21 protein-coding genes are annotated in these 25,319 nt (G+C 69.7%); 13 read left to right on the top strand and 8 right to left on the bottom strand.

Going from position 1 to position 25,319, the window contains the following annotated elements:
• Positions 1-12 precede the first annotated feature (12 nt).
• Positions 13-1,353, top strand: coding sequence for an Ig-like domain-containing protein (locus TTY48_RS08500; RefSeq protein WP_255585587.1), 1,341 nt, complete (start codon positions 13-15; stop codon positions 1,351-1,353).
• On the opposite strand, the gene TTY48_RS08495 is transcribed toward TTY48_RS08500, so the two are convergent.
• Complete coding sequence (locus TTY48_RS08495) at positions 1,350-2,579, bottom strand: MFS transporter (protein WP_220657081.1); 1,230 nt, start codon at positions 2,577-2,579, stop codon at positions 1,350-1,352. The genes TTY48_RS08500 and TTY48_RS08495 overlap by 4 nt on opposite strands.
• Before the next feature lie 103 nt (positions 2,580-2,682).
• Here TTY48_RS08495 and TTY48_RS08490 point away from each other — a divergent pair, with 103 nt between their 5' ends.
• Positions 2,683-3,021: a helix-turn-helix transcriptional regulator gene (locus TTY48_RS08490; protein WP_220657080.1), complete on the top strand. Its 339-nt coding sequence runs from the start codon at positions 2,683-2,685 to the stop codon at positions 3,019-3,021.
• On the opposite strand, the gene TTY48_RS08485 is transcribed toward TTY48_RS08490, so the two are convergent.
• Both TTY48_RS08485 and TTY48_RS08480 read right to left on the bottom strand, forming a co-directional pair.
• On the bottom strand, positions 2,945-3,652 hold the full coding sequence (locus tag TTY48_RS08485; RefSeq protein ID WP_220657079.1) for a DUF998 domain-containing protein: 708 nt from the start codon (positions 3,650-3,652) through the stop codon (positions 2,945-2,947). The genes TTY48_RS08490 and TTY48_RS08485 overlap by 77 nt on opposite strands.
• A gap of 9 nt (positions 3,653-3,661) precedes the next feature.
• Positions 3,662-4,585, bottom strand: coding sequence for a cytochrome c oxidase assembly protein (locus TTY48_RS08480; protein ID WP_220658511.1), 924 nt, complete (start codon positions 4,583-4,585; stop codon positions 3,662-3,664).
• A 20-nt stretch (positions 4,586-4,605) separates the two neighbouring features.
• Between TTY48_RS08480 and TTY48_RS08475 the strand changes: the two genes are divergently transcribed.
• From TTY48_RS08475 to TTY48_RS08445, 7 genes are all read left to right on the top strand, one after another.
• Entirely contained in the window at positions 4,606-5,304 is a 699-nt protein-coding gene (locus TTY48_RS08475; protein WP_220657078.1) for a response regulator transcription factor, read from the top strand.
• A complete protein-coding gene (locus TTY48_RS08470; RefSeq protein WP_220657077.1) occupies positions 5,301-6,431 on the top strand; it encodes a cell wall metabolism sensor histidine kinase WalK in 1,131 nt (376 codons plus the stop codon). The genes TTY48_RS08475 and TTY48_RS08470 overlap by 4 nt, the downstream gene beginning before the upstream one ends.
• A 124-nt stretch (positions 6,432-6,555) precedes the next feature.
• Positions 6,556-8,706 carry a bifunctional SulP family inorganic anion transporter/carbonic anhydrase gene (locus tag TTY48_RS08465; RefSeq protein WP_220657076.1) on the top strand — a complete coding sequence of 717 codons (2,151 nt, stop codon included), beginning with the start codon at positions 6,556-6,558 and terminating at the stop codon, positions 8,704-8,706.
• 155 nt (positions 8,707-8,861) lie between these two features.
• Complete coding sequence (locus TTY48_RS08460) at positions 8,862-9,509, top strand: phosphatase PAP2 family protein (protein ID WP_220657075.1); 648 nt, start codon at positions 8,862-8,864, stop codon at positions 9,507-9,509.
• A complete protein-coding gene (locus tag TTY48_RS08455) occupies positions 9,481-10,179 on the top strand; it encodes a response regulator transcription factor (RefSeq protein WP_220657074.1) in 699 nt (232 codons plus the stop codon). The genes TTY48_RS08460 and TTY48_RS08455 overlap by 29 nt, the downstream gene beginning before the upstream one ends.
• Positions 10,176-11,531 (top strand): cell wall metabolism sensor histidine kinase WalK, encoded by a 1,356-nt coding sequence (locus tag TTY48_RS21460; protein ID WP_220657073.1) that lies wholly within the window; start codon positions 10,176-10,178, stop codon positions 11,529-11,531. The genes TTY48_RS08455 and TTY48_RS21460 overlap by 4 nt, the downstream gene beginning before the upstream one ends.
• 10 nt (positions 11,532-11,541) lie before the next feature.
• Positions 11,542-12,339 carry a glutamate racemase gene (locus TTY48_RS08445; protein WP_220657072.1) on the top strand — a complete coding sequence of 266 codons (798 nt, stop codon included), beginning with the start codon at positions 11,542-11,544 and terminating at the stop codon, positions 12,337-12,339.
• Positions 12,340-12,503: 164 nt separating this feature from the next.
• Here TTY48_RS08445 and TTY48_RS08440 read toward each other — a convergent pair whose 3' ends face one another.
• Together TTY48_RS08440 and TTY48_RS08435 are read right to left on the bottom strand one after the other, a co-directional pair.
• Entirely contained in the window at positions 12,504-14,084 is a 1,581-nt protein-coding gene (locus TTY48_RS08440) for an ABC transporter permease (protein ID WP_220657071.1), read from the bottom strand.
• Complete coding sequence (locus tag TTY48_RS08435) at positions 14,081-14,980, bottom strand: ABC transporter ATP-binding protein (RefSeq protein WP_220657070.1); 900 nt, start codon at positions 14,978-14,980, stop codon at positions 14,081-14,083. The genes TTY48_RS08440 and TTY48_RS08435 overlap by 4 nt, the downstream gene beginning before the upstream one ends.
• A gap of 64 nt (positions 14,981-15,044) precedes the next feature.
• Between TTY48_RS08435 and TTY48_RS08430 the strand changes: the two genes are divergently transcribed.
• Complete coding sequence (locus tag TTY48_RS08430; protein ID WP_220657069.1) at positions 15,045-15,506, top strand: GbsR/MarR family transcriptional regulator; 462 nt, start codon at positions 15,045-15,047, stop codon at positions 15,504-15,506.
• A 198-nt stretch (positions 15,507-15,704) separates the two neighbouring features.
• Positions 15,705-16,325, top strand: a complete 621-nt coding sequence (locus TTY48_RS08425) for a hypothetical protein (protein WP_220657068.1) — start codon at positions 15,705-15,707, stop codon at positions 16,323-16,325.
• 78 nt (positions 16,326-16,403) lie between these two features.
• Here TTY48_RS08425 and TTY48_RS08420 read toward each other — a convergent pair whose 3' ends face one another.
• Genes TTY48_RS08420 through TTY48_RS08410 form a run of 3 tightly spaced genes read right to left on the bottom strand, consistent with a single transcriptional unit; the run spans position 16,404 to position 18,869 of the window.
• Entirely contained in the window at positions 16,404-17,060 is a 657-nt protein-coding gene (locus TTY48_RS08420; RefSeq protein ID WP_255585586.1) for a M15 family metallopeptidase, read from the bottom strand.
• 19 nt (positions 17,061-17,079) lie between these two features.
• Positions 17,080-18,240 (bottom strand): NAD(P)/FAD-dependent oxidoreductase, encoded by a 1,161-nt coding sequence (locus TTY48_RS08415; RefSeq protein WP_220657067.1) that lies wholly within the window; start codon positions 18,238-18,240, stop codon positions 17,080-17,082.
• The gene (locus tag TTY48_RS08410) at positions 18,237-18,869 is read right to left on the bottom strand and encodes a DsbA family protein (protein ID WP_220657066.1); all 633 of its coding nucleotides are present in this window, start codon (positions 18,867-18,869) and stop codon (positions 18,237-18,239) included. The genes TTY48_RS08415 and TTY48_RS08410 overlap by 4 nt, the downstream gene beginning before the upstream one ends.
• Before the next feature lie 367 nt (positions 18,870-19,236).
• Between TTY48_RS08410 and gltB the strand changes: the two genes are divergently transcribed.
• Together gltB and TTY48_RS08400 are read left to right on the top strand one after the other, a co-directional pair.
• Positions 19,237-23,844, top strand: coding sequence for a glutamate synthase large subunit (gltB, locus tag TTY48_RS08405; protein WP_220657065.1), 4,608 nt, complete (start codon positions 19,237-19,239; stop codon positions 23,842-23,844).
• Complete coding sequence (locus TTY48_RS08400; protein WP_220657064.1) at positions 23,837-25,303, top strand: glutamate synthase subunit beta; 1,467 nt, start codon at positions 23,837-23,839, stop codon at positions 25,301-25,303. Before gltB ends, TTY48_RS08400 begins: the two co-directional genes overlap by 8 nt.
• Positions 25,304-25,319: the final 16 nt, after the last annotated feature.

The raw sequence follows: 25,319 nt of genomic DNA, 5'->3' as shown, positions 1-25,319 counted from the left end.
GAGGGGATGTACGTGACGCGATTCAAACGTGCCCGGAGCGGCGGTCAGCAGCTGGTCGGGCGACGGACGGTGCTCATCGGCGCCGCCGCGGCGGTGCCGCTGGTCGCCGGTGCCTGCACGATCGGCGATGTGGGCGGCAAGAACGCGGCACCGTCGACCCCAGCGAAGGATCCGGCCGAGATCACCGTGACCCCGGCCGACGGTGCGAAGGACGTGAGCCCGATCGCCCCGGTCTCGGTGTCGATCGCCAAGGCCGTGCTGGGCTCGGTCACCCTCACCGATGCCAACGGCGTCGCCGTGGAGGGGAAGCTGTCCACCGACATGCTGTCGTGGAAGCCCGCCAAGCCGCTCGCCTACAACGGCGTGTACACCCTGGTCGCGAAGTACGAGACGCTCGGCCAGCCGCGCGAGCACAAGACCACGTTCAGCACGGTGGTGGTCGATGAGACCAACAAGACGCTGCCCTACTTCGAGAACACCGGCGGCATGTCGCTCAACGACGGTGCCGTGTACGGCGTGGGCCAGGTGGCCGTGGTGCACTTCGACGAGCCGATCAAGGATCGCTCGATGGCGCAGAAGCTGCTCAAGGCGACCACCACGCCGCCCGTCGAGGGCGCGTGGAGCTGGACCACCGATAAGACGGTCGCCTGGCGGCCCAAGGACTACTACCCCTCGGGCACCAAGGTCTCGATCGAGGTGAACGCCTTCGGCAAGCAGGTCAGCCCCGGACTGTGGGGCGAGAAGGACATCGCGATCACCTTCAGCATCGGCGAATCCCACGTCTCGATCGCCGACGACAACACCAAGCAGGTGCAGGTCTTCGTGGGTGGCCAGATGGTGCGGTCGATGCCCACGTCGATGGGGCAGGGCGGCACCGAGGTGGTGAACGGCAAGACGCTGCACTTCTGGACGCAGCGCGGCGTGTACACGGTGCTGGACAAGGCGAATCCGGTGATCATGGACTCGTCCACCTACGGCCTGCCGATCAACTCGCGGCTGGGCTACAAGCAGACCATCGGCTGGGCCACCCGGATCAGCAACGACGGCATCTACCTGCACGCGCTGGACAACATCGGCGCGCAGGGCGTGCGCAACGAGTCGCACGGCTGCCTGAACCTGAGCCCCGCGAACGCGCAGTGGTTCTTCGAGCTCAGCCAGCCGGGCGATGTGGTCGAGGTCCGCAACACCGGCGGTCCGCCGCTGGAGCAGTGGCAGAACGGCGACTGGACGGTGCCGTGGGCCACCTGGGTGGCCGGGGGCGCTCCGGTCGACGAGACCCCGAGCACCACGCCGAGTGCGGGTTCGGGTCCGGCTCCGTCATCGGCGCCGAGCTCCGTGGCCCCGGGGAACTAGACCACCCGCTCGGTGACGACGGGGCGCGCGCGGCCGCTGCGCATGCCGATCGCGGCGGCGATGAGGCAGCCGGAGGCGACGGCGGCGGCGAACCACGGGAAGATCGCGGCGGTGCCGTACTCGGTGGCCAGGTAGCCGGCGATCACGGTGGGCACGCCCATCGCGAGGTAGCCCAGCAGGTAGTAGGCGCTCATCACCTGTCCGCGGGCGTGCGCGGGCGCGACGGAGGCGAGGTGCCGCAGGGAGCCGCCGAAGGCGAGTCCGAAGGTGGCGCCGAGGGCCACGGTGTCGACCATGATCAGCCAGGTGATGCCGGAGTGCACGGCCACCACGGCCAGGCCCAGCGAGACCACCAGCCCCAGATCGCCGACGATGGCGGTGGGGCGCGCCGGATACCGGCCGCCCACGTACTGCGCCACGGCGGAGGCCACGGCCATCATGGCCACCAGCATGCCGGTGAAGATCACCGAGCGGTGCCCGGTCACGTGCTGCACCAGCGCCGGGTACAGGCTGAGGAAGACGCCGAGCACCGACCACGCGGTGATGATGCCGATGCCGGAGAACCAGAAGTCGGAGGTGATCTCGCCGGGAACGCTGGGGCGGGAGAACCGGACCCGGCCGCCGGTGCGCCCGAAGTGCGGTTCCACGAGGGCGATGACGCCGATCAGGATCACCAGCACCACCACGCCCATGGCGATGAACGGGGTGCGCAGCGGGCTGGGTGCGTACTGCGCGACGGCGGCGGCGCCGAGCGCGGTGGCCGCGATGCCCACGTTGAGGAAGACGCCGGACAGCATGCCGTTGCGCGCGCCCTCCTGGGGTCGCACGTCCAGCAGGGCCGCGCCCGCGACCACGGTGATCGAGCCGATGGCGGCGCCGTGCAGGAATCGCGCCAGGATCAGCTGCCATTCGGCGCCGGCGAACAGGAAGATCACCAGGCCCACCAGGATGGTCGCGACCGCGACCAGCAGCACGGGTTTGCGGCCGATCGCGTCCGAGATGGGGCCCACGGTGAGCGCCGCGCCGAGCGCACCGATCGCGTAGACGGCGAAGACGAGCGTGGTCGACAGGGCCGACAGGTGCCACTGCTGCTGGTAGATCGGGTACAGCGGGGAGGGCAGCCCGGAGACGCCGAGCGCGAGTGCGAGCAGCGTGAGCAGGAGCGCGAACGACCAGGCCTGCGGGTGCGGCCGGGCCGCGCTGCGCTGGTGCTCGGTGATGCTCATCGGCATGCCTTCCGGTGGTTCCGAGTTCGATGGACGTCGAACCAAGACGAGAGTACAGTCAAGTTCGATCAAGATCAAACCGTTATCTCAGGAAACGAGAGCCATGCCCGACAGCCCCGTCGCCCCGTTGCAGACCGTCCTCGCCGCGCTCGCCGATCCGGTGCGCCTGGAGATGGTTCGTCGTCTGCATCGCGAGCAGCGGCCGCTGGCCTGTGCGGAGCTCTACGACGGGGTCACCAAGGCCACGGCGAGCCATCACTTCAAGGTGCTCCGGGAGGCGGGCGTCACCCGGCGCGCCGATGAGGGTGCGCAGGCGCGCCAGCAACTCCGGCTCGACGATGTGGAGGACGTGTACCCCGGGCTGCTCAGCTCGGTACTGGCGGCGGCGGATCAGGAGGCGGCGGATCAGGAGGCGGGCGTACCGGTATCGGCAGGGCGATGAGCACCAGCCACACGGTGAGCCCCGCGATCTGCAGGCGTTGCGCCACACCGAGATACAGGTCCGGATCGGTGATCGCCATCGCGGCCAGCGTCCACACCGACGCGATCAGGTAGGTCAGTCCCGCGACGAACGCGACCACGGTGACGGGCCGGACGGTGCGCAGCGCACCGTCGTGCCCGCCGCGCAGCAGCCAGGCGCCCCAGGCGAGCACCGCCACGGCCCCGCCCGTTCCGGCGAGTCCCGAGGAGTAGGCGTGCGCGAGGTGGGTGAACGGGACCTGCCCGTTGGCCTCGCGGTAGGCGCACGTGGCATCGGCGGTGGGCGTGCAGGACAGCGGCAGCAGCGCATCGCACATGGTGGCCGCGCCCAGCACGATCATGCCGCCCATCCAGGCCCAGGCGAATCGTGACTCGGGCCGGGCGGCCTTCCACCACAGCGCGGCGCCCACGATGAAGCAGGTGCCGGCCAGCAGGTCGGTGGCGCGGAAGAACTGGGCGTAGGGCTGGCCGGTGGCCGCCACCTCGCTCACGTAGGACCGCAGTCCGTTGAGGGTGGAGCCGAGGGTGGGGGCGAAGATCCACGCCGAATAGAAGATCGCGCCCGCGATGATCACCAGGCGGGCTCGCTGCATGTCCCCACGTTACCGGCCGCGCAATTGCTCCAGGTAGGCGTTGTAGGCGGCCCGCTCGTCGTCTTCGCGGACCTCGGCGCCGGCCCGCTCGGAGTCGTGGTTCTCCGCGCGGCGCCAGCGCAGCGCGAAGATGCACACGGTGACCATCGCGACCGGTTCGCCGTACGACCAGGCGAGGGCGCCGGCGATGGTCTGGTCGCGCACCGGGTCGATGCCCCATTCCGGTGGCGGGAAGGCGAACATCGCGACCATCGGCGTGGTGGCCATCATCAGCATCACGCCGATGAAGACGTGCAAGGGCATCTCGATGAAGATGTCGAAGAAGCGCATGAGCCAGGAGTCGCGGCCCGGCAGCGGGCCCACCGACATGATCGGCAGGATGAACAGGATCCCGGCGCCCAGGAAGAACAGCTGCAGGGCCGTGTGACCGAACCAGTTGCCGCCGATCCGGTCGATGATGCCGCTGAGGTACACGCCGTAATAGCTGATCAGGAACAGCGGGATGGTGAAGCCGGAGTGCAGCAGGATCCTGGGCGCCCGGCTGCGCAGCAGCCCCAGGGCGGCGCCGAGCACCACCTTGCCCGCGCCGTGGTGCGGGGTGGCGCGCAGCAGCAGGACGCCGGGTGCCCCGCCCACCAGCAGGGGCGGCACCAGGATCGACAGGGTGAGCTGCTGGAACATGAATGCGCTGAACAGGTGCCAGGAGTAGGCCTCGATCTTCAGGCCGGTGACGGCGGCCAGTGCGAGGCATCCGAGCAGGAAGCTGATCACCCGCGCCGGGTGCCACGATCGCCCTTGGGCGCGCACCCTGCGCACGCCGATCAGGTAGACGATCGCCGCGACGGCCGCGAGTACCGGGAGCAGGGGTAACTGCGGCGGCTCCCACCCGAGCATTCCCAGCACGGTGGGCGCCGCCGCCGGCGGCGCTGGCATATCCACATGCGCATATTACAATGAATGTCATGAACACTGAAAGTGTCCTCGTGATCGAGGACGAACCCGCCCTCGGACGGCTCGTCCGGGACTATCTGACCCGCGAAGGATTCGACGTCACGGTGGCCATGGACGGAGAGCGCGGCCTGCAGCTCGCCCGCGAGCTCGACCCCGCCGTGATCATCCTCGACATCGGCCTCCCCCGGATCGACGGACTCGAAGTCTGCCGCTCACTGCGCAGGTTCTCCGACGCCTACGTCCTCATGCTCACCGCCCGCGGTGACGAGACCGACAAGATCGTCGGCCTGTCCGTCGGGGCCGACGACTACCTGGTCAAACCCTTCAGCCCGCGCGAGGTGGTGGCCCGGGTGCGGGCCATGCTGCGCCGCCCCCGGCGCATGCCCGACGGTGCCGGCACCGACCGCACCTACGGAGACCTCGCGATCGACCTGCTCGGGCGCGAGGTGCGCCTGGGCGATCAGGCCGTGGACCTCACCGCCACCGAATTCGACGTGCTCGCGGTGCTCGCCCGCAGCCCCAACGTCGCCTTCTCCCGGCGACAGCTGATCGAGGCCGTCTGGGGCGCCGGCTGGGTGGGCGATGAGCGCCTGGTCGACGTGCACGTCGGCCGGGTGCGCCGCAAACTCGGCGACGATGCGGGCGACCCGCGCTACGTTCGTACCGTGCGCGGCGTGGGATACCGAATGGGTCAGGGGTGAAACTTCTCGAACCGGTGCTCGAACCGATTCGGGAGCGGCTGGCACGGCAGGGGATCGGCACCCGCATGGCGGTTCTGCTGGTCCTGGTGTCGCTGGTGACCCTCTCCATGACGGCCCTGGTCGATTTCGTGCTGTGGCCGAGCATCCTGGAGGGACACTTCGCGGGAATCCGGCTGCCGGATCCGAAGGACCACACCAGGGACAACACCACACCGGCGAACGTGCTCGCGGTGGTCCTCGGCTTCGGATCGGCCGTCGTGGTGTCGATCGCGCTGAGCCTGGTGATCGCCCGCCGGCTCAATCGCTCGGTGGAGCGGCTGGCGAACGCGGCCCAGCAGGTGGCCGACGGCCGCCCCGATGTGCGGGTGGCGCCGGTCTCGCTCGGGCCGGAGGCCGGGGAGCTGGTGACCGCCTTCAACGACATGGCCACCCGCCTGGAATCCACCGAGCGGTCGCGTCGCCGGCTACTGACCGATCTGGCGCACGAGATCCGCACGCCGGTCAGCGTTCTCGACGGGTACCTCGAGGGGATGCAGGACGGGGTGGTGGTGGCCGACGATGAGACCGTCACCATGCTGCGGGAGCAGACCAACCGTCTTGCGCGACTGACCGAGGACGTGCTCGCCGTCTCGCACGCCGATGAGGGCGCGCTGGATCTGCGTCCGTCCGAGGTGGACGTGCGCGAACTCGTGGAGTCGTCGGTGGCGGCCGCCCGGAAGGCCTACGCGGACAAGGACGTCGCGCTGTCGTCGAAGACCCGTCTGGGGCGCACCACGATCCGCGCCGACCGCCAGCGGCTCCAGCAGGTGCTGGCGAACCTGCTCGCGAACGCCCTGCGGCACAGCCCGCCCGGGACCGCGGTCGAGGTGGTGGCGGAGATGGCCTCGCACCGGCGGGTGAAGATCAGCGTGGTCGATCACGGCGACGGCATCGACGCCGCGCACCTGCCCTGGATCTTCGAGCGGTTCTACCGCACCGATATCGCGCGCGACCGGGACAGCGGCGGCAGCGGGGTGGGCCTGACCATCTGCCGCAGCATCGTCGCCGCCCACGACGGCCATCTGTGGGTCGAATCCGAGGGCCCCGGCACCGGCGCGACCTTCGCAATGACGCTGCCCGCCCGCTGAATTCGCGGGCGAAACGTGTCCTGCGCCACTTCACCGAACCTTCACGCCCGTGCGGCGACGCGGACACATGCCGTCACCACAGTGGATGGGGTAAGCAACAGATCCGATCCGTGAGGGAGTCGTCGTGCAGGAGAAGTTAAGAGAGGTGGTGCGTTTCGATGTGCCCGCCTCCATCGTGGTGTTCCTGGTAGCGCTGCCCCTGTCCTTGGGCATCGCCCTCGCATCCGGTGCGCCCCTGATGGCGGGATTGATCGCGGGCGTCATCGGCGGCATCGTCGGCGGCGTGATGGGCGGCTCCCCGCTCCTGGTCAGCGGCCCCGCCGCGGGCCTCACCGTGGTGGTGGCCGAACTGATCAACAAGTTCGGCTGGAAGGTCACCGCCGCGATCACCGTGGCCGCCGGCCTGGTGCAGATCATGCTCGGCATGAGCCGGATCGCCCGTGCCGCCCTGGCGATCTCGCCGGTGGTGGTGCACGCGATGCTCGCCGGTATCGGCGTCACGATCGTGATCCAGCAGACCCACGTGCTGTTCGGCGGCTCCTCGCGGAGCTCGGTGCTGCAGAACCTGATGGACCTCCCCGCGCGGATCGGGTCGATGCACTGGCCCGATTTCGCCGTCGGTGCGGTGGTGATCGCGGTGATGATGGTGTGGCCGAAGCTGCCGCCGAAGTTCCGCAAGGTCCCGGGCGCCCTGGTCGCCATCGTCGCGGCCACCGTGCTCTCGCTCGTGGTGCCGATGAACGTGGAGCGGATCAAGCTCAACGGCTCCATCATCGATGCCATCGGCCTGCCGCAGCTGCCCACCGGACAGTGGGCCGCCGTCGCCCTCGGTGTGCTCACCGTGGCGCTGATCGCCAGCGTCGAGAGCCTGCTCTCGGCGGTCGCCGTCGACAAGATGCACGACGGCCCCAAGTCGAACCTCGACCGTGAGCTGATCGGCCAGGGTGCCGCGAACTCGCTGTCCGGTCTGCTCGGCGGCCTGCCCGTGACGGGCGTGATCGTCCGCAGTGCCACGAACGTCACCTCGGGTGCCCGCACCAAGTGGTCCGCGGTGCTGCACGGCGTGTGGCTGCTGCTGTTCTCCGTGGCCCTGTCCGGCCTGGTGGAGAAGATCCCGACCTCGGCACTCGCCGGCCTGCTCATCGTGATCGGCTTCCAGCTGGTCAAGACCGCGCACATCCGCACCGCACGCCGCACCGGCGACATCGCGGTCTACGCCGTCACCATCCTGGGCGTGCTCTTCCTCAACCTGCTCGAGGGTGTCCTCGCGGGCCTGGTGGTGGCCATCCTGCTGGTGCTCTGGCGAGTGGCCCGGGCATCGATCGAGGCCTCGCAGGACAGCGCCGGACGGTGGCACGTGGCGATCGACGGATCGCTCAGCTTCTTCTCGCTGCCCCGCCTCTCGCGGGTGCTCGCCTCGGTCCCGCCCCAGTCGGACGTGGCGATCGAGCTCACCGTCGATTTCCTGGACCACGCGTCGGCGGAGGAGATCACCGAGTGGGTGCGCCGCTACCGCGCATCGGGTGGCACCGTGACCATCGACGATCTGGGCGTCGCGCAGATCCACGCGGCCGGCGACATGTCGCCGCGACGCACCACCGACCGTCCGGCCGAGCGCGGCCTGCTGCCCTGGCGTGCGCACGCCCGCGGTGGCCTCGCGGACGGCATCGCCCGCTACCACCGCCGGCACGCCTCGCTGCTCAGCGACGATTTCGACGAGCTCAGCGATGCCCAGCAGCCCGAGGCCCTGTTCCTCACCTGCGCCGATTCGCGGGTGGTGCCGAACGTGATCACCGCCAGCGGCCCGGGCGACCTGTTCACCGTCCGCAACGTGGGCAACCTGGTCCCGGCCGGGGGCGTCGACGGGTCCTTCGAGGCAGCGCTCACCTTCGCGGTCGACAACCTGCAGGTCCGCCAGGTGATCGTGTGCGGGCACTCGGCCTGCGGCGCGATGGGCGTGGCGATGAACCGTCCGGCGGTGCCGCCGAGCATCGAGGAGTGGATCGGTCACGCCGATCCCTCGGTCGCCGCCTACCAGGAGGGGCACCCCGTGCGGCGCGCCGCCGAGGAGGCGGGGTTCGATGCCGCCGATCAGCTCGGCGTGGTCAATGTGGCGGTCCAGGTGGAGAACCTGCGGGCCCATCCGCTGCTGCGCGAGGCCGTGGCGGCCGGCCGGATCGATGTGGTCGGCCTGTTCTTCGACATCCGGTCGGGGCAGGTGCTGCGGGTCACGGACACGGCGGTCGTAGAGGCGGATACCCTCACCCACGTCTGACGGCATGCCGGCGCGGCGTCGCGGGGTCCCTCACCCCTGCGGCGCCGCGCATCCGTCTGCGTTCCGCTCTTCGGAACGACTACTGTGACAGAGTTGTGACACGGATGAGGCGCGGACGCGGCCGACGCGGGACCTCCGCGCCGGAGGCTGAAGTCATGCTCCTCAACCCCCGCCTCTGGGCAGCGGCCAGTGTGGCCGCCGCGTCCTTCCTGGGCCTCGCCGCGCTCTACCTCGTCGTGGTGGGCACCCAGTCCGGCCAGTACATCGACAACCAGCTCATGGTCCGCATCTCCGCCGTCTTCGGCGTGCAGATCCCCACCTCCGGCTGGTTCGGCGATGCGCAGATGCCGCTCCTGATGATCGGCTTCGCCGCCGTCGCCATCCTGCTCGCCGCGAACCGCTCGCTGCGCACCGTCGTCGAGGCGGGCGCGATCGTCTGCCTCACGCTCGGCGGGGCCTACGTGCTCAAGGCCCTGCTGGACCGTCCGTCGTTCGGTGTGGGCCCGGCCCTCAATTCGTTTCCGTCGAACACCGTCGCCGTCTTCGCCGCGCTCACCGCGGTGGCCGTGATCTGCGCGCCCTCGGCGCTGCGCACGCTCGTCCTGCTGTACGCCTTCGGGGTGGGCGCGGTCGCGTCCTTCGCCGTCGTTGCATTGCAATGGCACCGCCCGGGTGATGTGCTGGGGGCGTGGTTGGTGGCCGCGTGCGCCGCGGGAGCGGTGCGCACCTACAGCGCGGCGTGGAGTGCGGAGACGATTCTGAGGAGGCCCGTCGGTGGTCAAACTGCTGCTCATCGAGGATGATCCGGCGATCGTCGATGCGCTGACCTTGTCCCTGCGGCGGCTCGACCACACCGTCGAACACCTCGCGGGTGCGCCCGACGATCTCGAGGAGCACGTGGCCGCCGCCGATGCGGTGATCCTGGACGTGGGCCTGCCCGGCGACGACGGTTTCGCGGTGTGCCGCCGGATCCGCCGCACCAGCCAGGTGCCGATCCTCATGCTCACCGCCCGCGCGGACGACATCGACACGGTGGCGGGACTCGAATCCGGCGCAGACGATTACGTGGTCAAGCCCGTGAGTCCGCGGGTCCTGGACGCCCGGATCAAGGCCGCGCTGCGGCGCAGCGCGCCCGCGGTCGAGCAGGTGGAGGACGAGGAGGCGCCACCCGCCGTGGTGACCTCGTCCGGCCTGACGGTGGACCGCGCGGCGGCCGAAGTGCTGCGCGACGGTGAGCCGCTTCCGTTGACCCCCACCGAGAAACGCCTCATGTACGTCTTCGCCGATCACCCCGGGCAGGTGCTCAGCCGCGAGCAGCTGTTGACCCTGGTGTGGAATCAGGACTTCCTCGGTGATTCGCGCCTGGTGGACAACGCGATCCTGCGGCTGCGGCCGAAGGTCGATCGTCCGGACGAGCCGAGCTGCATCGAGACGGTGCGGGGCTTCGGCTACCGGTTCCGGGCGGGGAGATGATCAAGAGCCTCCGGGTCCGCCTGCTGGTGATCATCGTGCTGGTCACGGCGTTCACGGCGGCGGTGACGGGAGCCTCCGTCGCCTACGTGGTGCGCGACTGGGTGTACGAGGACGCCCAGCAGGCCGTGCTCACCACGTTCCGCCACGATATGGACACCTTCGATGAGCGGCCGACCCTGGAATTCGTGTCGTCCACCTATCGCGTCGTCGACCTCAACGGCACCGTCCTCCAGGCGGGCGAGGTGCCGCCCGGACTGATCCCGCAGTCGATGGACGACTACCTGCGGCAGGTGCGTAGCACCTATCGTTTCCAGCGGCTGGACGACGGCCGGGTTCTGGTGGGGCACAGCTCGAACAAACATCCGTACATGGTCTTCGCGGTGGAGCCCCTGGAGGGGGTGAACGAACGCCTGCGGCAACTGATGAGCCTCGTGGCGCTCGCGACGCTGGGCGGCGCGGTGCTCGGCGCGATCGCCGGGGTGCTCGTGGCCCGTGCGGTCACCCGCCCGTTGCGACGGGTCCAGGACGTGGCCGCCGCGGTGGCCGGTGGCGATGCGACGGTGCGCCTGCCGGAGACCTCGATGGCGGAGCTGCGGGAACTGTCGCAGAACTTCAACGGCATGCTCGACCGGCAGAACGAATCGCTCGATGTGCTGCGCCGCCAGGACGAGCGCTCGCGCCGCTTCGCGAGCGATGTCTCGCACGAGTTGCGCAGCCCGCTCGCGGCATTGGTCCCGGCCGCGGAGGTGCTCCGCGAGGAGGCCGATGCCATGGCGGCGGAGTCGGGCGACGATCCCGATCTCGCTCGCGCCGCACGGATGGTGGCCACCGAGGTCGACGGGTTGGCCCAGCTGCTCGACGATCTGCTGGAGATGACCCGGCTCGACGCCGGTGTCGCCGAGGTCCGGGCGGAACGGTTCGAGCTGGTCGGGGCGGTGCGCTCGGCGCTCGACGCACGGGGGTGGAACTCGGTGCGGGTCGGCGGCCCGGCCGAGTTGTGGGTGAACACGGACCGGCGACGGGTCGTCGCGGTGGTCACGAACCTGGTGGGTAATGCGCTGCGTCACGGCGCCGCGCCGGTGTCGGTGCGGGTGGGACCGTGGGCGCCGGAGCAGGGCGAGCCGGGCGCGGTCGTCGAGGTCCGTGATCAGGGCGACGGTGTGCCGCCCGGGCACGAGGCCCTGGTCTTCGACCGGTTGCACAAGGTGCAGGACGCCCGCTCGCGGACCGTCGGCGGCGGTGCGGGCCTGGGGCTCGCGATCGCCCGGGACAACGCACGGCTGCTGGGCGGCGATGTGGATTACCGCCGCGACGGCGCCACCACCGTCTTCCGGACCTGGTTCCGCGGCTAAACTCTGGGCCATGCGCGTGGCGGTGATCGACTCCGGTTTCGGGATGGTCAATTACGCCGACGCCCTGTCGCGGCTGCGCCCCGATACCGAGCTGGTGCTGGCCCGCGATCCCGACAACATGCCCTACGGCCTGCTGCCGCCCGAGCGGATCTCCGAGTGCATCGTGGCCATGGCGGGGGCCGCCGCCCGCTACGACGTGGACGCGATCGTGGTGGCCTGCAACACCGGATCGATGTACGCCCTGGAGGCGGCGCGGGCCCGGTTCGAGCCCGCGGTGCCGGTGATCGGGGTGGTGCCCGCGATCCGTCCCGCGGGGTCGACGGGGCGTCCCTTCGCGGTGTGGGCCACCGCCGCGGCCACGGTGAGCGACTACCAGACCTCGCTCATCGACGCCTTCGCCGATCCGGCACTGGCGCATCGGATTCCCTGTTACGGGCTGGCCGAGGCCATCGACTCCGGCGATCTCGGCCGGGTGTCCGCGGCGGTGTCCGCGGCCGCGGCGGCGACCCCCGAGGACATCGAGTCGGTGGTGCTCGGGTGCACGCACTACGGGCTGGTGCGGGAGCAGATCGTGGCGGCCCTGCGGGAGCGCACGGGACGCGATCTCACGGTCTTCGATTCACCGGAACCGGTGGCTCGGCAGGTGTTGCGACGGCTCGGTGTGGAGCCCGGGGGACCGGACCGGCTCGGCGCGGTGATCGCGGTCCTGGAGTCCGGGCGGCCGGGCTCGATGCCGGCCGCGCTGGCCGCGTATCCCGCGGGCCGCGCTCTCCTGAAACGTTGTGATCACAACGAAATAAAGACATGACAAAAAGATCGCGATGAGATATATGCATGATCGCAACTCTCCTGTTATCCTGAGAGTGCACTGACCGCAGCTGACTCGCTCGCTGCGGTCAGTAGTCATTTGCAGGGCTTTTCGCGTGATCGCACTCTCAGGAGCGCACCGGCGCCGGCGGACGTGGTCATCGATCAGGCCGCCAGATCGCGTCGCGATTCGGAGAAGGCCGCGGCGAGCAGGCCGGCCGCGGCGATCGCGATCAGGGCCACGGTGGTGCCGGTGATGAGCGGGGAACCGGGCTGCGTGGCGACGTGCGTGAACGGCGACAGCTTCGAGACCCAGTCGGGCAGGCGCAGGACGTCGGCCACCATCATCACCACGCACAGGGCCAGCGCCACCCACCCCACCGCGGACCACTGCGCGGAGATCGCGCCGGCCAGCGCGGCGATGGCCGTCAGGACCCACACCGCGGGCAGTGCGCCCAGCGCGGGACCGATCAGCTGTTGTCCGGCGGTGAGCGAGACACCCAGGCCCAGTGCGGCGGTGGCCACGAAGGTGGCGATCACCGCCACGGTGAGGTGGGAGGCGTACCAGCGCAGCCGCCGTACCGGTCCGGCGAGCAGGTACTCGGCGCGTCCGGAAAGCTCTTCGGAGCACGCGGTGTTCACGATGGAGATGCCGAGCGCGGCGGTGGCCATGCCCATCACCGAGAACTCCGCACCGAAGAAGATGTCGAGCAGGTTCGAGCCGGATCCGCCGAGGCGCTCCAGCATCTCGCGGGTGCCCTCGTTCCCGGCGAGCGAGTCGATCGCCGAACCCATTCCGCCGAAAGCGGCACCCACGGCGAGCATGCCCACCGTCCAGCCGATCAGCTGGCCGCGATGCAGCCGCCAGGTGAGCGCCTCGACGGAGCCGAGCAGGGGACCGGCGTGCGCCCGGCCCCGTCCCACCGGGATGATCCCGGCGCCCAGGTCGCGCTGAGCAGCGATGCGCAGCGCGATCGCGGCGAGCGCCACGGTGAGCACGAGCAGCGGGATCACGGGCCACCACCGGTCGTCCGCGAAGGGGCGCATCTGCTGCGACCAGCCGAGCGGCGAGAGCCAGGACTCCCAGCCCGGTTCGGCGGGCAGGGTGCCGTCCGTGCGGAGCACCGAGACATCGCCCACCGCACGCAGCAGGTAGGCGGCGCCCAGTCCCACGGCGAACAACCCGCGAGCGGCGCGGGCGCCTTCGGTGAGCTGCGCGCACAGCAGGGCGAAGGCCGCGAAGACGATGCCGGCGAGGGCCCACAGCGCCCCGAAGGCCAGGCTTCCGGGTGCGTCGGCGCCCATGCCGATCAGCGTGAGCGCGCTGAGCACGCCGATCGCCAGGCTGAGCACGACGGACTCGATGAGCGCGGCCAGGGGCGGTGCGATGCGGTCGATGGCGGAGGCGCCCAGCATTTCCCGCCGCCCCGATTCCTCGTCGGCACGGGTGTGCCGGATCACCAGCAGGCCGGTGAGCAGGCCGAGCGCGGCGGCCATCATCACCACCATCTTGATCATGCCCACGGCGCCGACGGTGGCGGAGTACACCGGGCCGAACATCGCGACGAGCGAGGGGTTCTCGCTCGCGGCGCGCGCGGCCGAGTCGAGTGCGGCCTGGTCGGTGTAGTTGGTCTTCGCGGTGGAATAGGCCGAGGCCGCCATCGCCACGTACAGCAACAGCCACACCACCAGCTGGATGCGGTCGCGCCGCACCACCAGCCGCAGGGTGGCGCCGAGCCCGGTCATCGAGCGCCCTGTTCGGCCGTGTCGTAATGCCGCAGGAACAGCTCCTCCAGTGTGGGCGGGCGGCTGGTGAGTGAGGTCGGCGCGCCGGCCGCCAATCGGGCGAGGACGCTGCCGAGGTCGGCGGTGTCCACGCTGAACGACAGTCGATCGCCGTCGGCCTGCAGATCGTGCACGCCCGCGGTGCCCGACAGATCCGTCGGCTGGGAGACGGTGGCCTCCACCCGGGTGCGCGAGAGGTGACGCAGCGAGGCGAGCGTGCCGGTCTCCACGGTGGCGCCGTCCTTGATGATGGTCACGGCGTCAGCCACCCGGTCCACCTCGGAGAGGATGTGGCTCGACAGCAGGATCGAAGCGCCCCTGGCCTTCTCCTCCTCCAGGCACTGCGTGAACACCTCCTCCATCAGCGGATCGAGGCCCGAGGTGGGCTCGTCGAGGATCAGCAGTTCGGCCCGCGCGGCGAAGGCGGAGACCAGTGCCACCTTCTGCCGGTTGCCCTTGCTGTAGGTGCGCGCCTTCTTGGTGGGGTCGAGGGCGAAGCGGTCGAGCAGCTCGTCGCGGCGCGCCTCGTCGATGCCGCCGCGCAGCCGGCCCAGGAGATCGATGATCTCGCCGCCGGACAGGTTGGGCCACAGGGTCACATCGCCCGGCACGTAGGCGAGCCGACGGTGCAGCTCGGGGGCCTGGCGCCAGGGATCACCGCCGAGCAGTTCGACGGTGCCGTCCGTCTTCTTGAGCAGGCCGAGCAGGATTCGGATGGTGGTCGACTTCCCCGCGCCGTTGGGGCCGAGGAAGGCGTGTACCTCCCCGGGGCGGACGTGGAGTTCGAGGCCGTTGAGAGCGTGAGCGCTACCGAAGGTCTTGGTCAGGCCCTCGGCGCGGATGACATCGTTGGTCATAGCGGCGACGCTATACCCATTTCAGAAGTTTGTGAAGTGTCAGAACACTGTATATTCTGCGTCTGTGGACGCGCCGAACTTCGTGGAGAACATGGCAGCCGCCCTCGTCGAGGCCGGAATGCAACGGATGGCGGCCCGGGTCTTCTCCGCGGTGCTCGCCTCGCCGGACGGTGCGCTGACCCCGTCGCAGATCGCGAAGCAGCTCTCGGTGTCGGCCGGCGCCGTGTCCGGTGCGGTCGGCTACCTCGAACAGGCCGGCATGATCCGGAAATCGCACGTCCCGGGTTCGCGGCACAGCCTCATCGAGCTGGGTGACGACATCTGGTACGAAGCGCTGACCTCGCGCAATCCCATTCTGGAGCGGTGGCTCACCGTGGCCGACGACGGGCTCAAAGAGCTTCCGGAGGGCGGTCCGGCGGCCGAGCGTGTGGCGGTGATGCGTGACTTCTTCGAGTTCGTGCTCACGGAACTCCCGGATCTCATGGAGCGCTGGCGTCTGACACGCCTTGAGCGCCACGGACACTGAGGCGGCCGAAGCGGTTCCGCCCCCGGCGATAGCACAAAGGGCGTTGCCGGTTAAGTTTGTTTGCAATAACAACACCCAATGGCCATGAGGCGTTTCTTCTTTTCGTTAGTTTGCGAATGCAGACTCACTGGCGAGCGGGTCACTGTGGCCCCGCTCACAGTATGTGTCCGAGCGTCTCCCTCAACGAAAGGCTCTACCGTGAATACTCAGGTCACCAGGTCCGTCGCGGCCATGGTCGGAGTCGCCGCAGGCGTCTCGCTCTCGCTTCTCGGTGCCACCGGCGCGGCATCGGCATCGCCCAAGCCGCATCCCTCGGGTGGCGGCGCGAACAGTGTCGATCTCGTCGAGGTCACCGCGCAGGCGTCGGCGATCGGCAAGGACAACGGATTCACCATCAGGAACGTGGCCGATCGGGCCGATGCGAACGCCGGGCAGGCGCAGCGCGCGCAGGTGCTGCCGGCCGGAACCCAGTTCGTATTGAGCTCCAACAACTTCGGCAACGTGGCTCTCGGCGACACCGAGGGGTACTCGGTCACCCTGCTCACCGCGAACGGTCGCGACAAGGTGATCACCCTGAAGAACGACATCCAGCCCGGCGGATCGATCCCCGTGACGCTCGGCAAGATCCAGGTCTCGGTCGGAACCACCTTCAACCTCAAGCTCTCCGACTACTCGGTGCAGCCGGCCCGCACCAAGCAGGCGCTCGACTGGACCGAGCGGGCCAACCCCGGTCAGACCCAGTACCAGCAGAACAACGCCGCCGGCGTCTTCTGCCTCGCGGCGGTCGCGCCGGTCCTGAGCTTCTGCTCGCCGACGTAGATCCCATCCGGTCGCAGGGCCGGCTGTGAAGGGCTCCGGTACCGGCTCCGCTGGTACCGGAGCCCTTGTCCGGCTGGGTCATCGGGAGCGCGATGCGGCGTCGTCCACCATCGGGGCGCACTGCCCGCCCGTCTTGGCCTCGAAGTGCCACATCTCGTTGGCGTACACGCGGCACAGCCCGTAGTCCTCGCCGAACCGGGTCATCCAGTCGGCGGCATCGGTCGGTCCCACATCGACGGCCTCACCGCGCACGTGCTCGGAGGTCGCCCCGTCCGCCACCGTACGCCGGGCCTCGGCCTCCGATCCGTACTTCCTGACCGCATCGTCGTAGAGCGACTGCTGGTACCGCGCTGAGCGCCAGCCCGAGGTCACCCGGATCTCCACGCCCCGGTCGTCCCGCGCCGCCGTCGCCGCCGCCTGCAAGGCCCGGCGCAGCTCCGGCTGGAGCTTGGTGATGGCGGGCGTATCGGTGTCCACGGAGATGCTGTCCGGCAGCACGCCGTCGGCGGCCCCCAGCGGACCGCTCGGGGTGCCGTCCGAACCGCCGGCGGCAGGTCCCGCGGGCGTGCCCACACCGGGAAGGGTGGTGGATCCACAGCCGCCCACCGCGAGCAGCGCGGCGAGACCGACGGCGAAGACGATCCGGGGGAGTGGTTTCGACGGTGCCATGCGACCAGCATCGGCGCGCTCCGTCCCGGGCTCGTCCCCGTCGAGCCCCGGCCGTGTCCCGATCATGTCTCAGATCGCGACGGGCTCACTCCCAGTACGACCGCCACTGCTGCTCTTCGTGCATCTTCTCCTCGTGCAGCTGTACGGATGCGGGTGTCAGCGTCACATCGGGGTGCGGTTCGGCGAAGAAATCGCCCTGGCCGCGGGCGGATTCGTGGGCGCCGGTGTCGATGTAGCAGTACCCCAGCCCCGACAGGGCGGCCGTCGCATCGTCGAGTCCGAGGTGGTGCAGCACGTTCCGGGCCACGGCGGCCGCACCGTTCTTCGCGAAGATCGCCGCCTTCGGGAGCGGTCGGTCGGTGGGCGAGGTGACGGAGGACAGATCGCCGATCGCCCAGATCCCGTCGTGTCCGGTGCCCATGCTCGCGCGGTCGACGGGGATCCATCCCGCCCCGTCCAGCGATAGCGCAGGCTCGTGCGGCGGCACGAAGACGAGCAGATCGAACGGAGCGCTCCCGCCGTTGGCGAAGCGCACCGACTTCACCGCGGCGTCCACCTCCGTGACCTGGTGCAGCGGGTGCAGGCCGATCCCGGCGTCCCGGACGTGCTGTGCCAGTTCGAGACCCACATCGGGACCGGCGGAGGGCATCGGCTGCGGTTCGGGCGTGTACACGGCGATCTCGGTGCGATCGCGCACCCCGCGTTCGGCCAGCAGATCCGCGGCCAGGAAGGCGCCCTCGTACGGCGCGACGGGGCAGCGGAAGGGCATCGAGGCGACGAGGAAGACCAGGCGCCCGCCGGGGAACTCGGACAGCGCCCGGTGGGCGCGTTCCGCGTCGGCCGTGGCGTAGAAGTGCACCGCGATTCCGGCGTCGACGGCCTGCTGCAGTCCGGGGACCCGGTGCGGAGCGTTGCGCGCGCCCAGCGCCAGCACCAGGGCGTCGAAGGGCACCCGCTCACCGTCGTCCAGCACCACTTCCTTCGGCGCGGCGTCGACCCCGGTCACCGTGGCGCGGATCGTCCGAATCCCCGCGAGGCCGGCCTCCGAGGGGCGGATGGGGATGCTGTCCGCGGTGCGCCACCCCCGCATCACCCAGGGCAGGGTGAAACCGAGGTAGTGCTCGAAGTTCTCATCGATCAGGGTGATCTCGGCATCGTCGAGGGCGACGCCGGACTCCCGCAGTTCCTTGATCACGCTGAGCCCGCCGATTCCGGCGCCGGCGATGACGATTCGCTTCGTACTCATTCTCGCTCACTTTCCTTCCGGTCACTGCTCGGTGGTGTGGATGCGGGGTGGAGCCGCTGGACGGACGCGAAGGCGTCCACCGCGGCGAGGGTGTCGAGGGCGGCGAGGAGTTCTCGTCCGGCGGTGGGCTCGGGGACCGCGGTCAGTACCGGGCCGTGGAAGACCTTCCCGCCCAGGTCGATCAGGGGACTTCCGCCGGTGCCGCCCGCCGCGTCCTGGCTGCGGATGTGCGATTCGAGGACCGCGGCGTCGAGGGATTCGGCGGTGGTGCCCTGAGCGACCGGGCCGCCGAACTGCGCCTGCAGCGCCGCGACCAGCTCGTCGTCGAGCGTCCGGCCGTCCTCGTGGTAGCTACGGGTGAAGGCCCGTAGTGCCTCCCACCTCCGGTCGTGGTCCAGCGTCTGCGACAGGCGCGCGAACAGGCGTCCGGCGGTGCGGGAGTCGCGCATCCGGGCTCGGGCCCGTTCGGGCAGGTCGCGGCCCTCGTTGAGGATCGCGAGGCTCATCTGCTCCCAGCGCACCGCGGCGGTGTCGCCGGTGGCGTCGCGCAGCCACTGGGCCGTGGACCAGGAGTACGGGCACACGGGGTCGAGCCAGATCGTGATCGCGGGCGGCGCTTCGGTGTTCATCGACTGCCTCCGAGCTGGTGGTGCGGATGAGAAGAACGTGAGGGCAACGGATCCGCCGAAGCGGAAGATATCCCCCCGGGGGGATAGATTCAACGTAACACCGGTCCGCGCGGCCGGCAACGGCCCTCGGCCTCGGTCCGGGGACGTGACGCGCACGCTCAGCGAGATCGGCGTGGTTCCCGGTGCACGCCGAAGATTTCCGAAACCCCCAGGTCAAGGCCGGTTAGGATGGCCTTTCATTTGGTGATAGAGCCCCGGGAAACTATCGTTTCGGGTACAGCCAACGATGCCTGAGGTGACGTATGCCGTCACCGAACCTTCATTTCCACCGTTCCGCCGTGAGGCGCTGCGCTAAGGCAGGTATTCGATGAGCCGTTTCGTCCCCCCGGGTCCGCAGGGGCTGTACCACCCCGCGAACGAGCACGACGCGTGTGGCGTCGCCTTCGTGGTGGACATGCACGGCCGCAAATCCCGCGACATCGTCGATAAGGCGATCACCGCGCTGGTCAACCTGGAGCACCGTGGTGCCGCCGGTGCCGAGCCGAACACGGGCGACGGCGCGGGCATCCTGATCCAGGTCCCCGACCGCTTCTTCCGCGAGGTCGTCGACTTCGAGCTGCCGCACCAGGGTGCGTACGCCACCGGTATCGCCTTCCTCCCGCAGGCCTCCGCCGAGGCCGGCAAGGCGGCCGAGGGCGTCGAGCGCATCGTCGCCGAAGAGGGGATGACGGTGCTCGGCTGGCGCGATCAGCCCACCGACGACGGCTCGCTGGGCGCCCTGGCCCGCGACGCCATGCCCACCATGCGCCAGGTGTTCATCGCCGGCACCGACGCCGAGGGTGCGCCGCTGTCCGGGATGGACCTCGAGCGCCGCTGCTTCGTGATCCGCAAGCGGGTCGAGCGCGAGCTGGGCACCGACGGTGCCGGCGCGGGCTCGCAGGGCGAGGAGTCGGTCTACTTCCCCTCGCTGTCCGGCCAGACCTTCGTTTACAAGGGCATGCTCACCACCCCGCAGCTGCGCGGCTTCTTCGAGGACCTGCAGGACGAGCGCGTGGAATCGGCTCTGGGCCTGGTGCACTCGCGGTTCTCCACGAACACCTTCCCCAGCTGGCCGCTGGCCCACCCGTACCGCCGCGTGGCCCACAACGGTGAGATCAACACCGTCGGCGGCAACGAGAACTGGATGCGGGCGCGCGAGTCGCTGCTCGACCCCACCGTCTTCGGCGCCGACGCCGAGAACAAGATCTTCCCGATCTGCACCGAGGGCGGATCGGACACCGCGCGTTTCGACGAGGTCCTCGAACTGCTGCACCTCGGTGGCCGCAGCCTGCCGCACGCCGTGCTCATGATGATCCCGGAGGCCTGGGAGCGCCACCAGGACATGGATCCCGCACGCCGCGCCTTCTACGAGTACCACTCCTCGCTCATGGAGCCCTGGGACGGACCCGCCTCGGTGTGCTTCACCGACGGCACCGTGATCGGCGCCGTGCTCGACCGCAACGGCCTTCGCCCGTCGCGCATCTGGGTCACCAAGGACGGCCTCGTCGTCCTCGGCTCGGAGGTCGGCGTGCTCGACATCCCGCACAGCGACGTGGTCTTCAAGACCCGCCTGCAGCCGGGCCGCATGTTCCTGGTGGACACCGCGCAGGGCCGCATCGTCTCCGATAAGGAGATCAAGGACGAGCTGGCCGCGGCCGAGCCCTACCAGGACTGGTTGGACGAGGGCCTGCTGCGCCTGTCGGAGCTGCCCGACCGTCCGCACCCGGTGATGCCGCACGATCGGGTCACCCAGCGCCAGCAGATGTTCGGCTACACCACCGAGGAGCTGAACCTGCTCCTGACGCCGATGGCGAAGACCGGCGCCGAGGCGATCGGCTCCATGGGCACCGACACCCCCGTCGCCGTGCTCTCGCTGCGCCCGCGCCTGCTGTTCGACTACTTCCAGCAGCTCTTCGCGCAGGTGACCAACCCGCCGTTGGACGCCATCCGCGAGGAGATCGTCACCAGCCTGGGCGGCACCATCGGCGGCGAGTCCGATCTGCTCAACCCGACGCCCGTCAGCTGCCGCCAGATCCACCTGGACCAGCCGATCCTCAACAACGACGAGCTGATCAAGCTGGTCAAGGTCAACGACGACGGCACCCTGCCCGAGTTCCGGTCCGTGGTGATCCCCGGCCTGTACGCGGTGGCCGAGGGCGGCAAGGGCCTGCGCGAGGCGCTCGACACCGTGCGCACGCAGGTCTCCGAGGCCATCGCCGGTGGCGCGCGCCTGATCATCCTGTCGGACCGCAACTCCGACCGGCTGATGGCGCCGATCCCGTCGCTGCTGCTGACCGCCGCCGTGCACCACCACCTGGTGCGCGAGCGCAGCCGCACCAGGGTCGGCCTGATCGTCGAGTCGGGTGACGCCCGCGAGGTGCACCACATGGCCGCGCTCATCGGATGCGGTGCCGCAGCGGTGAACCCGTACATGGCCTTCGCCACGATCGAGGACATGCACCTGCGCGGTGAGCTCAACGGCATCCCGCTGGAGAAGCTCAACGCGAACTACGTCAAGGCCGCGGGCAAGGGCGTGCTCAAGGTGATGTCGAAGATGGGCATCTCCACCCTGGCCTCGTACACCGGCGCCCAGCTGTTCCAGGTAATCGGCCTCGCGCAGGACGTGGTCGACGAGTTCTTCACCGGCCTGCAGAGCCAGCTGGACGGCATCGGCCTGGACGAGATCGCCGCCGATGTGGCCGCGCGACACAAGCGCGCCATGAACGACCGCCCCGAGGAGCTCGCGCACCGCGAGCTCGAGGTGGGCGGCGAGTACCAGTGGCGCCGCGAGGGCGAATACCACCTGTTCAACCCGGACACCGTTTTCAAGCTCCAGCACGCGACGCGCACCGGGCAGTACAAGGTGTTCAAGGAGTACACCAAGCTGGTGGACGACCAGAGCGAGCGGCTCGCCTCGCTGCGCGGCCTGTTCCGCTTCCGGAGCGATCGCCCGTCGATCTCCATCGACGAGGTGGAGCCCGCCAGCGAGATCGTCAAGCGCTTCTCGACGGGTGCCATGAGCTACGGCTCGATCTCGGCGGAGGCGCACGAGACCCTCGCCATCGCCATGAACCGTCTCGGCGGTCGCTCGAACTCCGGTGAGGGCGGCGAGGATCCGGCGCGGTTCACGCCCGATGAGAACGGCGACTTCCGCCGTTCGGCGATCAAGCAGGTGGCCTCGGGCCGGTTTGGTGTGACCTCGCACTACCTGAGCAACTGCACCGACATCCAGATCAAGATGGCGCAGGGTGCCAAGCCCGGCGAGGGCGGCCAGCTGCCCCCGCACAAGGTGTACCCGTGGGTCGCCGAGGTCCGCGGTTCGACGCCCGGTGTGGGCCTGATCTCGCCCCCGCCGCACCACGACATCTACTCGATCGAGGATCTGGCGCAGCTGATCCACGACCTGAAGAACGCGAACCCGTCGGCCCGCATCCACGTGAAGCTGGTCTCCGAGATCGGCGTGGGAACCGTGGCCGCGGGCGTCTCCAAGGCGCATGCCGATGTGGTGCTCATCTCCGGTCACGACGGCGGCACCGGTGCCACCCCGCTCACCTCGGTCAAGCACGCCGGCGCCCCCTGGGAGATCGGCCTGGCCGAGACCCAGCAGACGCTGCTGCTCAACGGTCTTCGCGACCGGATCGTGGTGCAGGTCGACGGTCAGCTCAAGACCGGCCGCGATGTGGTCGTGGCCGCCCTGCTCGGCGGCGAGGAGTTCGGTTTCGCCACCGCGCCGCTGGTGGTCTCGGGCTGCATCATGATGCGCGTGTGCCACCTGGACACCTGCCCCGTGGGCGTGGCCACCCAGAACCCGGTGCTGCGGCGCCGGTTCACCGGCAAGCCGGAGTTCGTGGAGAACTTCTTCCTGTACATCGCGGAGGAGGTGCGTGAGCTGCTCGCCGAGCTCGGCTTCCGCACCCTGCAGGAGGCCGTGGGCCAGTCGCAGGTGCTCGACACCGAGGCGGCGCAGCAGCATTGGGGTGGCGCCAAGGCCGGCAAGCTCGATCTCGCACCGATCCTGGCGCAGGTCGATTCGCCGTTCATGAAGCAGGACCCGTACTGCTCGCAGACGCAGGAGCACGGGCTGGAGAAGGCGCTCGACCAGCAGCTGATCTCGCAGGCCCGGGTGGCGATCGACACCGGCGCGCCCGTGTCGATCCAGTCGGCGATCTCCAACGTCAACCGCACCGTGGGCACGATGCTCGGACACGAGGTCACCAAGGCCTATGGGGCCGAGGGTCTTCCGGACGACACCATCGACATCACCTTCCGCGGCAGCGCGGGCAACAGCTTCGGCGCCTTCGTGCCGAAGGGCATCACGCTGCGGCTCGAGGGCGATGCGAACGACTTCGTGGGCAAGGGACTGTCCGGCGGCCGCATCGTGGTGCGCCCGGCGCAGGACGCCCCCGAGGGCTTCGTGGCCGAGGACAACATCATCGCGGGCAACGTGATCCTGTTCGGCGCCACCGCGGGTGAGGTCTTCCTCCGCGGCAAGGCGGGCGAGCGGTTCGCGGTGCGCAACTCGGGCGCGGTCGCCGTGGTCGAGGGCGTGGGCGACCACGGCTGCGAGTACATGACCGGCGGCCGGGTGATCGTGCTCGGCGATACCGGACGCAACTTCGGTGCGGGCATGAGCGGCGGCATCGCCTACGTCTACAACGCCGACGGCCAGTTCGAGCGCGACCTCAACACCGAGCTCGTGGAGCTCGAATCGCTCGACGAGACCGATATCGAGTTCGTGCGCGCCACCGTGACCAAGCACTACGAGGCCACCGATTCCGCCATCGCGGAACGGATCCTGGCCAACTGGGCTCGGGAGCGCCAGCTCTTCGCCAAGGTGATGCCGCGCGATTTCAAGCGCGTGCTCACCGCCATCAAGCGTGCCGAACTGGACGGCCGCAACATCGACGACGCAGTGATGGAGGCCGCTCGTGGCTGATCCCCAGGGCTTTCTGAAGAACAACTCGCGCGAGCTGCCGGTGCGCCGGCCGGTTCCGCTCCGCCTGCTGGACTGGAACGAGGTGTACAAGCCCTTCGACGGCGGCACGCTGCGCAAGCAGGCCTCCCGTTGCATGGACTGCGGCATCCCGTTCTGCCACAACGGTTGCCCGCTCGGGAACCTGATCCCGGAGTGGAACGACCTGGTCTACAAGGACCGCTGGCGCGACGGCATCGAGCGCCTGCACGCGACCAACAACTTCCCGGAGTTCACCGGGCGGCTGTGCCCCGCACCCTGCGAGGCCTCGTGCGTGCTGGGCATCAACCAGGACCCCGTCACCATCAAGCAGGTCGAGGTCGAGTTGATCGACCACGCCTTCGACGAGGGCTGGGTCTCGCCCGAGCACCCCACCAAGCTGACCGGCAAGAAGGTCGCCGTCGTCGGGTCCGGCCCCGCGGGTCTCGCTGCGGCGCAGCAGCTCACGCGCGGCGGCCACACCGTCACGGTCTACGAGCGCGCCGACCGGATCGGCGGCCTGCTCCGCTACGGCATCCCCGAGTTCAAGATGGAGAAGCGGCACATCGATCGCCGCCTCGCCCAGATGAACGCCGAGGGCACCATCTTCAAGACCGGTGTCAACGTGGGCGTCGATGTGACCGTCGAGCAGCTGCGCGAGGACTACGACGCCGTGGTCCTGGCCAACGGCGCCACCCTGTGGCGCGACCTGCCGATCCCCGGCCGCGAACTGGACGGCATCCACCAGGCCATGGAGTTCCTGCCCTGGGCCAACCGGGCCGCGGTGGGCGACGACGTGGTCGACGAGGACGGACTGCCGCCCCTGCACGCCAAGGGCAAGAAGGTCATCATCATCGGCGGCGGCGACACCGGTGCCGACTGCCTCGGCACCTCGCTGCGCCAGGGCGCGGAGACGGTGCACCAGTTCGAGATCATGCCGGTCCCGCCGCGCGAGCGCGCCGAGTCGACCCCGTGGCCGACCTACCCGCTGATGTACCGCATCAGCTCGGCGCACGAAGAGGGCGGCGAGCGGGTGTTCTCCGTGAGCACCGAGGAGTTCCTGGGCAAGGACGGCAAGGTCACCGCCCTCAAGGCCTACGAGGTCAAGATGGAGGGCGGCCGCTTCGAGAAGGTCGAGGGCACCGATTTCACCATCGAGGCCGATCTCGTCCTGCTCGCCATGGGCTTCGTCGGCCCCGAGCGCGACGATCTCCTGGACAAGCTGGGCGTCGAGTACAGCGACCGCGGCAACGTGGCGCGCGGCGACGACTTCCAGTCGACCGTGCCGGGCGTCTTCGTGGCGGGCGACGCCGGCCGCGGCCAGTCGCTGATCGTGTGGGCCATCGCGGAGGGCCGCAGCGCTGCGGCCGCCGTCGACCGGTTCCTCATGGGCGAGTCGGCGCTGCCCGCGCCGATCGTGCCCACCGCTGCACCGCAGCGCTGAGACCGCGACGACGAAG

This window comes from Tsukamurella sp. TY48 (genome assembly GCF_019656655.1).
GTDB lineage: Bacteria > Actinomycetota > Actinomycetes > Mycobacteriales > Mycobacteriaceae > Tsukamurella > Tsukamurella strandjordii.
This window is presented reverse-complemented; position numbering and strand designations above follow the sequence as displayed.